A 13,553-nucleotide genomic window follows, 5' to 3' on the forward strand; every position below is an offset into this window, starting at 1 on the left:
CGCGCCAGCGCCGCCGATCTCGCCGAAATCGAACGCGCGGTCGTCGGCATGCGCGACAATATCCCGGGCGACCTCAACGCGGTCTGCCAGGCGGACCTTGCCTTCCACAAGGGCGTCATCGCCGCCAGCCATAATGTCGTGCTCAAGGGGCTGGTTGGCATGCTGGAAGCTGCCCTGCGCGCCACTTTCCTGGTCACCAATCCGTTGATGGAGGCGCAATCGCGCGCGCTGTCGGCGCATGTCGCGGTGCTGGAGGCGATCCGCGTCCGCGATACCGCCGGCGCCCGCGGCGCCATGAACAGGCTGCTTGACATCGCCGCCGACGATCTTCACGCCAGAGGTGACGTTTCCGGCTTGACGCCATTTTTTATCATATGATATTTCAATTTCATATGATCTAATTAGCGTCATGGGAGGTGTTGCGCTTGAGGATCGTGGCCATCACCACGCGCGTCGTGAACGCGGATATGCGCAACTGGGTGTTCGTGCGTGTCGAGACCGACCAGCCGGGCCTCTACGGTTGGGGCGAGGCGACGCTGGAATGGAAGACCCAGGCCGTCGTCGGCGCCGTCAATGACCTCGCGCCGCTTCTGGTCGGCCGCGATCCGCGCGACATCGAGCAGGCGGTGCGCATCCTCAAAAAGCACTCGTTCTGGCGGCTCGGCGTCATCGGCATGTCGGCGGTTTCCGGCATCGAGCTGGCGCTCTGGGACATTTTTGGCAAATGGCTCGATCAGCCGGTCTGGCGCTTGCTCGGCGGCAAGGTGCGCGACCGGGTCAAGGTCTACACGCATCTCGGCCTCGGCGACATGCGCGCCGTCTACGAAACGTTGGAGACCGAGCCGTTGGTGCGGCGCGCCTCCGAAGTGGTTGCCACGGGCTATCGCGCGCTGAAGGCCGTCTTCATCCCCTACAGCCACTATCATGCGCCGCTCGTCGAGGTCGACAAGGTCGGCCGCCTAATGGAGGCGCTGCGCAAGACAGTCGGTCCCGAAGTCGAGATCATGGTCGATTTCCACGGCCGTCCCGCCTCGGCCTCCACCGCGCTCGCCTATATCGACGCGCTTGCGCCCTACCGACCGATGTTCGTCGAAGAGCCGCTGCCGCCGGGCGAGACCGGCGCGCTGGCGCAGCTCGTCGCCAAATCGCGCGTGCCGATCGCCACCGGCGAGCGGCTGATCGATCGTCCCGAATTCGACGACCTTTTCCGGGCAAGGGCGGTCGACATCGTGCAGCCGGACATCTGCCACTGCGGCGGCCTGCTCGAGGCGAAGAAAATCGCCGCCATGGCCGAGGCGGTCTCGGTCGGTGTGGCGCCGCACAATCCGCTCGGTCCGATCGCCGGCGCGGCGGCGCTGCATTTCGCGGTCTCCACGCCCAATCACCTGATCCAGGAAGAGATGGTCGGTGCCGTGCCCTGGTATTTCGAAGTGGTGAAGGGGCCGATCCGCATGATCGACGGCTGCTGGCAGGTGCCGGATGCGCCCGGGCTCGGCGTCGAGGTCGACGAAGCGGTCGCCGACCGGCATCCCTACAGGCCGGAGGTCATGCACACCACCAATGCCGTCCTTGCCGACGGCACCATCGTGGACTGGTGACCATGGCCGGGCGACTGAAGGACAAGGTGGTGATTGTCACCGGCGCCGGGCGCGGCATCGGCGAGGCGACGGCGCGCGCGATGGCCGCCGAGGGTGCGGCCATCGTCGTGGCCGAAAAGGATGCGCTCAGCGGAAAGAGCGTTGCCGCGTCGCTGGTCGAAGCCGGCGCTCGGGCGCTGTTCGTGGAGACCGACGTCGCCGATATCGCATCCTGCAAAGCGATGGCCGAGCAAGCGCTTGCCACCTTCGGCCGCATCGACGTGCTGGTCGCCAATGCCGGCATCAACGTCTTCCACGAGCCGCTGGAAACCACGGAAGAGGAATGGCGGCGCTGCTTTGCCGTCGATCTCGACGGTGTGTGGTATTCGGCGCGCGCCGTGCTGCCGGCGATGCGGGCTCAGACGCAGGGTTCGATCGTGGCGATCGCTTCGTGCCATTCTTTCGCGATCATCCCCTCGACCTTTCCCTATCCGGTTGCCAAGCACGGACTGCTCGGCCTGGTACGATCGCTCGGCGTTCAATACGCGGCCGAAGGTGTTCGCGTGAACGCGATCGCACCCGGCTACATCGAGACGCAGATCGCGGTCGACTACTGGAACACCTTTCCTGATCCGCAGGCGGAGCGCCAGCGCACCTACGACCTGCACCCGCCGCGCCGCATCGGGCGGCCGGAGGAGGTGGCGATGACTGCCGTCTTCCTCGGCTCCGACGAGGCCCCGTTCATCAACGCGGCCTGCATCGTCATCGATGGCGGGCGCTCGGTTCTCTACCACGAATGAGGTTTCGCACCGGCGGCCGGTCGCCGGAAACGTCTTCAAGCAAAAAGGACTCCCGCCGGCCGGGATCGATATTGAGGAGGAAACCATGAAACGCATGATCAGGACGTGGCTTGCTGTGGCCGCGACCGCAGCCGTCGCGCTGACGGTCCATGGCGCCGGCGCGCAGGACAAGATGAAGTTCGGCTATATCAACAAGATGGGCGACCATCCCTGGTTCGTCCGCGAGGTGAAGGGTGCCAAGGACAAGGCCACCGAGCTCGGCGTCGACCTGCTTGTCCAGGACGTTCAGTTCGACGCCAACCTCGCCGTCACCACCTTCGACACCTATGTCGGCGACGGCGTCAAGGGCATCGCCGTGGTGGTGCCGGACCGCTCGCTCGGCCCGGTCGTCGCCGACAAAGCAAAGGCCGCCAAGATCGGCCTGATTGCTGTCGACGACGACATCGCCTTCGCCGACGGCACGCCGGTCGCCTATGTCGGCATGAACGCGCTCAACATCGGCAAGCAGGTCGGCGGCGAGATTGCCCGCATCGTCAAGGCCGAAGGCTGGGACAAGGACCTCTCCAAGGTGCGCGTGGGCTCGATCGAGGACCAGAAGGCCGACACCTGCATGCGCCGCAACAAGGGCGCGGAGGAAGCGCTGGTCGCGGCAATCCCGGAGATCAAGTCGCGCATCGTCTCGATTCCCTATGACAACACGATGGTTAACTCGATCGATGTCGTGTCGACGACGCTGACGGCCAATCCGGACGCCGAGAAGTGGATCTTCTACTCCTGCAATGACGACGGCGTGCTCGGCGGCGTGCGCGCCACGGAGAATGCCGGCATGAAGCCGGAGAACGTCATCGGCATCGGCATCGACGGTTCCCGCTCCTGCGAGGCCTTCGGTTCCGGCAAGCCGACGGGCTTCCGCGGCACGATGTGGCTGGACAGCGCCAAGCACGGCGCCGCCGCTATCCAGGCGCTCTACGACCAAGCTACCGGCAAGGAGATGCAGAAGGACTATTTCCAGGACGCCACGCTGATCAGCGGCGAGAACTTCGCCAAGTTCAAGGACACTCTCGGTTGCAAGTCCTAGGCTGCCTTTCGGGCTCGGGGCGGATGGCCTTTGGGCGGGCGGCTTCAAAGGGAGTCTCCCGCCCATGACCGTGCCCGTCGTTGCCGTCGAAGGCGTCAGCAAGCGCTTCGGCGCCGTGCAGGCGCTGCGCGACGTGTCGGTCGCTTTCAACGTCGGCGAGATCACCGCGCTGATCGGCGAGAACGGCGCCGGCAAGTCGACGCTGATGCGCGTGCTGGAGGGCGAGCATCGGCCGGATAGTGGCCGGGTCCTGGTCGACGGGCAGCCGGTGCAGCTCAGCTCGCCGCGCGCCGCACACGGCTCGGGCATCCGCGTCATCCACCAGGAGCCGGAGATCATCCCAGAGCTTACGGTGGCGGAAAACATCTTCATCGGCGACATCAAGGCGCGAGGCGCAATTTTTCTCGACCGCGCTGATCTCGAAAGGCGCAGTCTCGACCTATTGCGCACCTTTGGCGTGGTCGACGTGCTTTCGCCCGGGCAGCGCTGCCATGGCCTGAGCCCGGCGCTGAGGCAGCTGATCGAAATCATGCGCGCGCTGCGGCCGGGCGCGCGGCTGCTTGCCTTCGACGAGCCGACCTCGTCTTTGACGGAGGACGAGGCGCAACGGCTGTTCCGCGTCATCCGGCGCCTGAAGGCCGATGGTGTCGCGGTGATCTACATCTCGCACCGGCTGCGCGAGATCATCGAGCTTGCCGATCGGTGCGTGGTGATGCGCGACGGCAGCCGCGTCGCCGACGAACCAATCGCGGCGCTCGACGAGCAGCGCATGGTGCGGCTGATGGTCGGCAGGCCGGTAAGCGACCTGTTCAACCGAAAAGTGCGTGCGCTCGGGCCGGTCCGGCTGGCGCTCGAAGGAGTCACGACACGCCGCGTCGACGGGATCAGCTTCGAGGTCAGGGCAGGCGAGATCGTCGGCCTGGGCGGATTGGTCGGCGCGGGACGGACGGAAGTCGCGCGCGCCGTCGTCGGCCTCGATCCACTGCTCTCCGGGCGGATGGCCGTCGGCGGCCGGCCTTACAGGCCGCGCGAGCCGGCGGATGCGGTTGCCGCCGGAATCGGGCTGGTGCCGGAGGACCGCAAGCAGGAGGCCCTGCTTTTGATGCAGGCGGTGCGCGACAATGTCAGCCTCGTGGTACCCGACAAGGTGTCGCGCTACGGCTTCTTCAGCCGCAGGCGCGAGCGCGCGCTGGTCGTCCGCCATGTCGCCGAGCTCCGGGTCAAGACGCCGTCGATCGAGCAGGCCGTCGGGAAATTGTCCGGCGGCAACCAGCAGAAAGTCGTCTTCGCGCGCTGGCAGGCACGGGGGCCGGCGGTCCTGATCCTCGACGAGCCGACGCGCGGCATCGATGTCGGCGCCAAGGCGGAGATCTACAGGCTCATCGAAAGCCTGGCCGACCAGGGCCTCGCCATCCTGCTCATCTCCTCGGAGATGCCGGAGCTGCTCGGCCTTGCCGACCGCATCCTGGTCATGCAGAGCGGCAGCATCAGCGGCGAGCTGCCGTGGCAAGAGGCGAGCGAGGAGGCGGTGCTGGCACTGGCCATGCGCTCGGACAAGAAAGCAATCGAAAGGAGGGTGTCGTGACCGATACCGCGACCGCCGGACGCGAGCGCGCGCCGGCCGGCCTGTTTGGCCGCATCGGCGCGCAAAACATCAGCCTGCTGATCGCTCTGGTCGTGCTGCTGGCGATCTTTGGCGTGTTGAGGCCGGACGTCTTCTTCACGCCGCGCAACCTGATCAACATAGGCCTCGCGGTCACCATTCTCGGCATCCTGGCAATGGCGCAGACCGTCGTCATCGTATCGGGCGGGCTCGACATCTCGGTCGGGTCGATCGTCGGCCTGAGCACGATGGTGCTGGCCGTCGCCGCCCAGGAAACCGGCTCGATCCCCGCCGGCATCCTCGCCGGCCTGCTCGCCGGATTGCTGGCAGGCGCAGTCAACGGGCTGATCATCGTCTACGGGCCGGTCAATGCGGTGATCGCGACGCTTGGCACGATGTCGGCCTTCCGCGGCCTCGCCTATCTGATGAACAACGGCAATTCCATACCGATCACCGGCGACAGCCTGCGCGCGCTGGGCATCGGCACGCTGTCCGGGCTGCCCTTCGCCATCTGGCTGCTGATCGCGGCGATGGCGGCTTTCATCGTTTTCACCCGTGAGACGGTCGTCGGCCGCAACATCTACGCGCTCGGCGGCAATCCGACGGTGGCGCGGCTCGCCGGCATCCCGATCCGCCGCTACCAGATCTCGATCTATGCGATGAGCGGCTTCGCCGCGGCGGTGGCGGGTCTGGTGCTCGCCAGCCGCACCATGTCCGGACAGCCCGCCTCCGGCAGCCAGGGGCTGGAGCTCGAGGCTATCACCGCCGCGATCCTCGGCGGCTGCGCGCTGCAGGGCGGCAAGGGCACGATCATCGGCGCCATGTTAGGAGTGCTGATCATCGGCGTCCTCAACAACGGCATGATCCTGACCTCCGTGCCGACCTTCTACCAGCTGCTCGCCAAGGGCGCGCTTTTGATCCTGGCCGTCATCGTGCAAGAGCGCCAGCGGGCCCGGTCGGGAGAATAGCCCCGCGCGGGGTTAGACGCTTTCGAGATAGGTCTCGATCTCGAAGTCGCTGACATTGAGCGCGAAGGTGTTCAGCTCCTGGCGCTTGCAGGCGATGAAAGCGTCGCGCAGCACGGCCGGGAAGATTTCGGCGACGCGCTTGCCGGTCTCGAAGGCGGCGATCGCCGAGGCCCAGTCAGGCGGCAGCTTGGCAAGCGTCAGGCCCTGTCCCTCGCCGCCGGTCGGCTCGCCGGGCGACAGCTGCCGCTCGATGCCCATTAGCGCGGCACCCAGGATCGCCGCCAGCACCAGATAGGGATTGGCGTCGGCCCCGGAAACGCGATGCTCGATGCGGCGCGCGGCAGACGGGCCGCCTGGAATGCGGATCGCCACCATGCGGTTTTCGTAGCCCCAGGCGACAGCCGTCGGCGCATAGGACCGTGGCCGCAGCCGGCGATAAGAATTGAAATGCGGCGCGAACACCAGCGTGCTTTCGGCCATGGCCGCGAGCAGGCCGCCGACGGCGTGGCGCATGGTGTCGGAGCCCTGGTCGCTGCCGTCGTCGAAGATGTTGCGGCCGTCCTTGTCGAGCACGCTGAAATGAACATGGAAACCGTTGCCGGCGCGCTCGCCATAGGGCTTGGCCATGAAGCAGGCGGCAAAGCCGTGCTTGCGCGCGATGCCCTTGACCGTGCGCTTGAAAAGCACGGCGTCGTCCGCGGCGCGCAAGGCATCCGGAACGTGGTTGAGGTTGATCTCGAACTGGCCGACGCCGTTCTCGGCGATCGCCGTATCGACCGGAATGCCCTGCATGCGGCAGGCTTCGTAGATGTCGTGGATGAAGCCTTCGAAATCGTCGATTTCGTCGATCGAAAGCGCCGCATCGGAATCGAGACGCCGGCCGGTGACCGGCGAGACAGGACCGACCGGACGCTGCGATGTCGGATCGACGAGATAGAATTCAAGCTCGGTCGCGGTAACCGGCGTCAGACCAAGCGCTGCGTAGCGGTCGAGGATGCGGGCGAGCGCGCGGCGGGGATCGCCGAGATAGGGTGCGCCGGCCTCGTCGGCGAGCCACAGGGGCAAAAGCGCCGTCGGATGCGCCGTCCAGTTGACGGGCAGGATGCCGCGTCCGGTCCAATGGCAAAGCCCGTCGGCGTCACCGGTCGAGAAAACCTGGGCGTTGCCTTCGATGTCCTCTCCCCAGATGTCGAGCCCGATCAGCGAATAAGGCATGCGCAGCTTGCCTTCGAGCGCCTTGCGCGCCTGCTCGACCGGGATGCGCTTGCCGCGCATGATGCCGTTCAGGTCGCACACCGCGGCCCGCAGGCTCTGGATGTCGCTTCTGCTTTCAAGCCAGTTCAAAACGTCCGCAATTGCATCGCCCAATTTCCAGCCCCTGTTCTTTCGGAGGTGCTGCAGCCGTTCCGGCTACGATATCCATTCGACAGCTTGTGAGTTTATGAAGGTCGCCACGGATGGTTCCAGGCGATGTTCCTTCATTTTTTCAATTCACTAGCTGGGATATCGGGCGGCATTTTGGGTCCATAGCTGCGATCTGCGATCGCAACATAGCTGGCCGCTAGGGGAAAGCCAAGGGGGCATTTGCGCGGTCAACGGTGAGCTGGCTGCCGGTATCGTGATGGCCGAGGGCAATCCCTCGATCTACGCTGGCATTAGTGCCGCAATTCAGGAAACTTGATCTGTTTGAGAATGTGCGTCGCGCCCTCGTCGATGTCGCGCACGATGGCCGCGCGGGCTCGTTCGCCGTCCTGGACCTCGATCGCCGCCACGACCTCTTCATGATAGTCGATGCCGAGAATGCCGGCGAGGTCGTCCTCGAAGCCGATGCGCAGGTTGCGGAGAAAGGGGCCCACCTGCATCCACACGGTCTCGATGAGGAAGATCATCTGCTCGTTGCCGCAGTGGCGGTATATCGAGAATTTGAAGTCGTGATTCTTGCGCAGGTAGTCGTCGATGTCGCCGCTGCGGGCGGCCTGGGTGAGTTCGGCGCAATGACGGCGGATGGCGCGCAGGTTGTTGCCGTTGATGAGGCCGGTGGCGAGCTCAGTGGCCGTGCCTTCCAGGACCGTGCGCACGTCGGTGAGCTGCTGGAAACGGTCCGCCGAAATCATCGGCACCTCGACGCTGCCGTTCGGCATCGGGCTCAGCGCCCTGAGCGCCTGCAGCCGCATGAAGGCGCTGCGCACCGGCATGTCGCTGGTGCCGAGCTCCTTGGCGAGCTTGCGCGAGGTCAGCTTCTGGCCGGGCTGGAGCTGACCCGACATCAGCGCCCGCACCAGTTCCAGATAGACTTTCTCATGCAGCGGTACTGTGTCGAGGGCAGTCAGTCCGAATTGTGTTTTGTCGGCCATTGGCTATGCGCTACTTCGTCCGTCCCTGAAATCTGGTTTAGCCGCTCTGTCTGCAACCACGACACTTGGCCGGCGGCCCTCGATCGCACGATAGACGGTTAACGCGCGGCGCCGCAAGTGAGGCAGGGGCGGCCTTCCCTGCCTGACCCGAACGGCGCCCCTGGGCATGCGCGCCGTGGAGCGGTTCCAGTTAGCTGGAGACGCACTATCCGATGCGCGCGTCGATGATCTCGACGAAGCGCGCGAAGAGGCCGGCCTGCGACCTGATCTTGAGCTTGCGATAGATGTTGCGGCGATGGACCTTCACGGTCCCTGGGACGATCCTGAGTGCCCTGGCGATCGATTCCGTCGAGTGACCCTGGAGCACCAGGTCGACGACCTGTTTCTCGCGCGAGGTCAGCGACAGGCTCTTCCAGATGTGGGCGCGATCCAGCTCATTGGTCACCGCCGCAGCTTCGCCCGGCGGCGCAACCGTGGTCTCTTCGGCAGGCAAGGCTGGCCAGCGCTGTCGGCAGAAGCCGACCACCGCGGGAGCCATGTCGCGCAACAGCCTGGCGTCGGCTGTTCCGAACGGCCCCGAGGCGCGCAGCCGCATCAGCGACAGCACTAGCGCATCCTTGCCGGCCAGCGGAACGAAGAAGCCGACCTCCTCGGCGAGCCGGGTCTGGCTGTAGTACGAGCGGTAGTACTCGCTGGCATAGAAGCGGTCCGGCGCCAACTCGCGCATGCGCCAGAAGCCTTCCCTGCGCTCGACCGCGGCGTGATGGAAGGGGTCGAGCAGATAGGGCCCTTCCTGATAGAGCGCGACGAAGATGTGGCTTTCGGCCGGCGAGAAGGTTTCGAACAGAAGCGGCGGCCGCGCAGCACCCCGATAGCCGAAGACGACGCAGTGATCGAAGCGGACATGCCCGCGCAGCCAGCCGACGATCGCCTTGCCGAAATGATCGCCGGTCTCGCGCGCCGCGGCAATCACGGCGCCGAGCGCGTTGTAGTCGTCGCTGCGGGAGGCGCTCAATTCATACCCCTCGAAATGCTAAAATCAATTAAATATACCACCCGCGAGGTATATACTAGGCGCCATTGGCTCTGCTAGCTTTGCAAAGATTGCCTCACGCTGTCGCTGGAGCCGTGGCTTGACTGCAGTGCCCGATATCGAGTTTCGCGCGGTCACCAAGCGCTACGGCGCCGTCACGGCGGTCAGCGGCATCGACCTTGCCATCCCGCCCGCGGCCTTCGTCGCCCTGCTCGGACCATCCGGCTGCGGCAAGACGACATGCCTGCGTATGATCGGCGGCTTCGAGCAGCCGAGCGACGGGCAGGTGCTGATCCGCGGCCGCGACATGGCCGGAACGCCGCCTTACCGGCGTCCGGTCAACATGGTGTTCCAGCAGTACGCGCTGTTTCCGCATCTCGATGTCGAGGAGAACATCTCCTACGGACTGCGCCAGGCAAGGCCGCGTCTGTCATCGCGCGAGATCAGCCTGAAGGCAGGTGAGGCGTTGGCCATGGTGCAGCTTGCGGGCTACGGACGCCGCAAGATTCACGAGCTTTCCGGCGGCCAGCAGCAGCGCGTCGCGCTCGCCCGGGCGCTGGTCAACAAGCCTGCGGTGCTGCTGCTCGACGAGCCGCTGGCGGCGCTCGACAAGAAGCTGCGCACAGACATGCAGATCGAGCTGCAGAACCTGCAGCGCGAAATCGGCATCACCTTCGTTCTGGTCACCCACGACCAGGAGGAGGCGCTGTCGATGAGCGACTTCGTGTGCGTCATGAATGGCGGCCGCGTGGTGCAAATCGGCCAGCCGAGCGAGATCTATGACGAGCCGGCCGATCTGTTCGTCGCCGATTTCGTCGGCAAGACGAATCTGCTCAGCGGCAAGGTGGCCGGGCTCTCCGGCGACCTCGTCGATGTGGCGCTCGCCGACGGCACGGTGATTTCGGCGCGCAAGCGGGTACCGCTCAGCCGGGGCGAGGCCGTATCCGTCAGCCTTCGGCCGGAATCGCTCAGCCTCTCGGCGCCCGGAGGCGGCGGCCTCAAGGGCATTGTCCGTAACCGCATCTTTCTTGGCTCGACCGCGGAATACGCGATCGAAGTGCAGGGCATTGGATCATTGCTTACCAAGGCCGATCACGTGACTGGCCGGGGCAACCTTTTCAAGCCGGGCGAACCCGTCGCCATCGGCTTCGCCGCCGGAGCGCCGCTGGCGTTTCCGCAACCTAAGAACAACGGGACCAACCAGAGGGAAGACCAACATGTCAAAATCCTATCGTGACGGACTGCCGATAAGCCCCGAAAAATTCGTCGACCAATTGATGCGCCTGAAGCGCGGCTCGATCAGCCGGCGCGACTTCCTCGGCCTCACCGGCCTCGGTGTCGCGACCGCGGTGATGGCGCGCGAGCTCGGCATCAGGCCGACACCGGCCTTTGCTGCCGAGAACCTCGGCGACCGCATGTCTATCGCCACCTGGCCGAACTATCACGACCCGCAGACCTTCGAGAACTTCAAGGCCGAGACGGGCGTGGCCGTCGAGGTCAACGTCTTCGGTTCGAACGAAGAGATGCTGGCCAAGCTGCAGGCCGGCGGCTCGGGCTGGAGCCTGTTCGTGCCGACCAACTACACCATCTCGACCTATAAGAAGCTCGGCATCATCGAGCCGCTGGACATGGCCAAGCTCGGCAATTTCGACGGCAGCAAGGAAGATGCCCGCTTCACCGCGGAAGGCACGATCGACGGCACGATCTACGCCGTGCCGAAGAACTGGGGCACGACCGGCTTTGCCGTCAACACCAAGAAGCTCGCCAAGCCGATGTCGAGCTGGAAGGAATTCTGGGACACGGCCATGGCGGAAGGCGACGGCCGCACCATGGTGCATGACTACCAGCTGACCACGATCGGCAATGCGCTGAAATATCACGGCTACTCGTTCAACTCGCTGAAGCAGGACGAGCTCGCCAAGGCCGAGGAACTGCTGCTCAAAGTCAAGCCGCATCTCTTCGCGGTGTCGAGCGACTATCAGCCGTCGATGCGCTCGGGCGACGCCTGGATGACGATGTGCTGGACCAATGACGGCGCGCAGCTTCATCGCGATATTCCTGAGATCGCCTATGTGCTCGGCAAGGAGGGCGGCGAGATCTGGACCGACTTCTACGCCATCCCGAAGGACGCGCCGAACAAGCCGGCCGGCTATGCGCTGCTCAACTACCTGATGAACCCGAAGGTCGCCGTCAAGGAGCATCTGGCCAATGGCGCGCCTTCGACCGACGCGCGGGTCAATGCGCTGCTGCCGAAGGAGGTGCTCGAGAACCCGATCCTCTATCCGGCCGCCGAACTTCTGAAGCCGCTCGAGTTCGGCGCCGCCGCGACGCTCACCGATCCGGGCCGCGCCGAGCTGATGGCGCGCTTCAAGGCCGCGTGAATCAGGGCACCAACTCCGGTCAAGTTCTTACCGCCGGCGGGCAGAGGCCCGTCGGCGCCGAAGCGGCTTTTTCAATGCGCGGCAGTCTCCTTCGCAAAAATCTCCTGACCGCCCTACTGCTCGCTCCGGCGACGCTGTGGCTCGTCGTGTTCCTGGTCTTGCCGTTCGTCGCCATCGCCATCTTCAGCGTCGGTGAGCGGGCGCCCGAGGGCGGCTACCAGGCAGCGTTCACCGTCGCTCAATATGCCAACCTGCCGGCACGGGCGACCGCCTTCTGGAACACGATGGTGCTGGCGCCGGTCGGCGCGCTGGCCTGCCTCCTCGTCGCCTATCCCGTCGCCTACTACCTGGCGCTGCGCGCGCCGCAGCGCTGGCGGCTGATCCTGCTCGCGCTGATCGTCATCCCGTTCTGGACCAGCCTTCTGATGCGCACCTATGCCTGGATGTACATCCTTGGCGGGCGCGGCATTCCCGCCCTGCTCGCCTATATAGGCATCGAGGATCTCAGGCTGATCAACACGCCTGGCGCGGTGCTGCTCGGCATCGTCTATGGCTATCTGCCGCTGATGATCCTGCCGATTTATGTCAGCCTCGAACGGCTCGACCGGCGGCTGCTCGAGGCGTCCGCCGATCTGGGTGCTACGCCGCTATCGACCTTCCTCGGCGTCACGCTCCGGCTGTCGCTGCCGGGCGTGATGACCGGCTTCTCGCTGGTGATGATCCTGCTGCTCGGCGAGTATCTGATCCCGACGCTGCTTGGCGGCGGCAAGGTGTTCTTCATCGGCAACGCCTTGGTCGACCTCTTCTTGCAGTCACGCAACTGGCCGTTCGGATCGGCGATTGCCATCACGCTGGTGCTGGTCTCGGTCGTGGTGCTGATCATCGCCAACCGCCTCTCGACTCGGCTTTCGGGCGCCCGCCGCGTGGACCTGATCTGATGCGCGCCTTCGTCGTTGCCGTCTTTGCTTTCCTCTATCTGCCGATCGCGCTGGTCGTGCTGTTCTCGTTCAATGCGGGCCACCACGCCAGCGAGTTCACCGGCTTCTCCGAGCAATGGTACGGCAAGGCGCTGTCAAACCCGTTCCTTGTCGAGGCGCTGAAGAACAGCCTGTTCATCGCCACCACCAGCGCGCTGCTCGCGGCCTTCTGCGGCACGGCCGCGGCGCTCGGGCTGCAGCGTGTCGGCGCGCGGACAAGGGGCGTGTTCGACGCGTTGCTGGGTGCCGCGATCGTTGTGCCGGGCGTCGTCATCGGCATCTCGACGCTGGTGGCCCTGGTGCAGCTCTTCGCCGTCGTTAACCCGTTCCTCGCTTCGGTTTGGCCGACCGACCAGCCGCCGCGCCTGGCGCTCGGCTACGGCTCGATCATCGCCGCGCACGGCCTGTTCTCGATGGCGCTGGTTACGATGATCGTCGGCACGCGGCTCAGCAGCCTCGACCGCAACCTGGTCGAGGCCTCGAGCGATCTCTATGCAACACCGCTGACGACGTTCCGCTCGGTCGTGCTGCCGCAGATCATGCCGGCTGTGATTGCCGGCTTCCTGCTCGCCTTCACCTTCTCCTTCGACGACTTCATCATCGCCTTCTTCGTCGCCGGCGCGCAGACGACCTTGCCGATCTATGTCTTTGCCTCGATCCGACGCGGGGTGACGCCGGAGATCAACGCCATCGCGACGATCGTGCTCGCCGCCTCGGTGCTGCTCGTTCTGCTCGCGCAATGGCAGCTCGGCCGACGAAAACCATCGCCTTGAAAGACAGAT

The 13,553-nt window shown here is 65.3% G+C and carries 13 protein-coding genes; 10 read left to right on the forward strand and 3 right to left on the reverse strand.

Annotation, left to right across the window (positions count from 1 at the left end; translation table 11 throughout):
* The 6 genes from EJ078_RS18425 to EJ078_RS18450 all read left to right on the forward strand — a co-directional run.
* The coding region (locus EJ078_RS18425) for an FCD domain-containing protein (RefSeq protein ID WP_208720764.1) at positions 1 to 378 on the forward strand (378 nt) is incomplete at its 5' end.
* A 56-nt stretch (positions 379 to 434) separates the two neighbouring features.
* Positions 435 to 1,598 (forward strand): galactonate dehydratase, encoded by a 1,164-nt coding sequence (gene dgoD / locus EJ078_RS18430; protein WP_245299514.1) that lies wholly within the window; start codon positions 435 to 437, stop codon positions 1,596 to 1,598.
* 2 nt (positions 1,599 to 1,600) lie between these two features.
* Positions 1,601 to 2,377, forward strand: a complete 777-nt coding sequence (locus EJ078_RS18435) for an SDR family oxidoreductase (protein WP_066990055.1) — start codon at positions 1,601 to 1,603, stop codon at positions 2,375 to 2,377.
* Between the two features lie 85 nt (positions 2,378 to 2,462).
* Positions 2,463 to 3,455 carry a substrate-binding domain-containing protein gene (locus EJ078_RS18440; protein ID WP_245458862.1) on the forward strand — a complete coding sequence of 331 codons (993 nt, stop codon included), beginning with the start codon at positions 2,463 to 2,465 and terminating at the stop codon, positions 3,453 to 3,455.
* A gap of 64 nt (positions 3,456 to 3,519) precedes the next feature.
* Positions 3,520 to 5,040, forward strand: a complete 1,521-nt coding sequence (locus EJ078_RS18445) for a sugar ABC transporter ATP-binding protein (RefSeq protein WP_127403895.1) — start codon at positions 3,520 to 3,522, stop codon at positions 5,038 to 5,040.
* On the forward strand, positions 5,037 to 6,026 hold the full coding sequence (locus EJ078_RS18450; RefSeq protein ID WP_127403894.1) for an ABC transporter permease: 990 nt from the start codon (positions 5,037 to 5,039) through the stop codon (positions 6,024 to 6,026). Before EJ078_RS18445 ends, EJ078_RS18450 begins: the two co-directional genes overlap by 4 nt.
* Before the next feature lie 12 nt (positions 6,027 to 6,038).
* Here EJ078_RS18450 and EJ078_RS18455 read toward each other — a convergent pair whose 3' ends face one another.
* From EJ078_RS18455 to EJ078_RS18465, 3 genes are all read right to left on the reverse strand, one after another.
* The gene (locus EJ078_RS18455) at positions 6,039 to 7,394 is read right to left on the reverse strand and encodes a glutamine synthetase family protein (RefSeq protein ID WP_067319031.1); all 1,356 of its coding nucleotides are present in this window, start codon (positions 7,392 to 7,394) and stop codon (positions 6,039 to 6,041) included.
* Between the two features lie 287 nt (positions 7,395 to 7,681).
* Positions 7,682 to 8,380, reverse strand: a complete 699-nt coding sequence (locus tag EJ078_RS18460; protein ID WP_066990043.1) for a GntR family transcriptional regulator — start codon at positions 8,378 to 8,380, stop codon at positions 7,682 to 7,684.
* 205 nt (positions 8,381 to 8,585) lie between these two features.
* The gene (locus EJ078_RS18465) at positions 8,586 to 9,395 is read right to left on the reverse strand and encodes a helix-turn-helix transcriptional regulator (protein WP_095783587.1); all 810 of its coding nucleotides are present in this window, start codon (positions 9,393 to 9,395) and stop codon (positions 8,586 to 8,588) included.
* Between the two features lie 118 nt (positions 9,396 to 9,513).
* Here EJ078_RS18465 and EJ078_RS18470 point away from each other — a divergent pair, with 118 nt between their 5' ends.
* The 4 genes from EJ078_RS18470 (at position 9,514) to EJ078_RS18485 (ending at position 13,544) form a co-directional block, all read left to right on the forward strand.
* Complete coding sequence (locus EJ078_RS18470; RefSeq protein WP_067319026.1) at positions 9,514 to 10,650, forward strand: ABC transporter ATP-binding protein; 1,137 nt, start codon at positions 9,514 to 9,516, stop codon at positions 10,648 to 10,650.
* The gene (locus EJ078_RS18475) at positions 10,631 to 11,794 is read left to right on the forward strand and encodes a spermidine/putrescine ABC transporter substrate-binding protein (RefSeq protein WP_095800622.1); all 1,164 of its coding nucleotides are present in this window, start codon (positions 10,631 to 10,633) and stop codon (positions 11,792 to 11,794) included. Before EJ078_RS18470 ends, EJ078_RS18475 begins: the two co-directional genes overlap by 20 nt.
* 74 nt (positions 11,795 to 11,868) lie before the next feature.
* On the forward strand, positions 11,869 to 12,732 hold the full coding sequence (locus EJ078_RS18480; RefSeq protein ID WP_095800661.1) for an ABC transporter permease: 864 nt from the start codon (positions 11,869 to 11,871) through the stop codon (positions 12,730 to 12,732).
* A complete protein-coding gene (locus tag EJ078_RS18485; protein WP_095800621.1) occupies positions 12,732 to 13,544 on the forward strand; it encodes an ABC transporter permease in 813 nt (270 codons plus the stop codon). The genes EJ078_RS18480 and EJ078_RS18485 overlap by 1 nt, the downstream gene beginning before the upstream one ends.
* Positions 13,545 to 13,553: the final 9 nt, after the last annotated feature.

Origin of the sequence: Mesorhizobium sp. M1A.F.Ca.IN.022.06.1.1, from assembly GCF_003952605.1 — a bacterium.
In the GTDB taxonomy this organism is placed as follows: domain Bacteria; phylum Pseudomonadota; class Alphaproteobacteria; order Rhizobiales; family Rhizobiaceae; genus Mesorhizobium.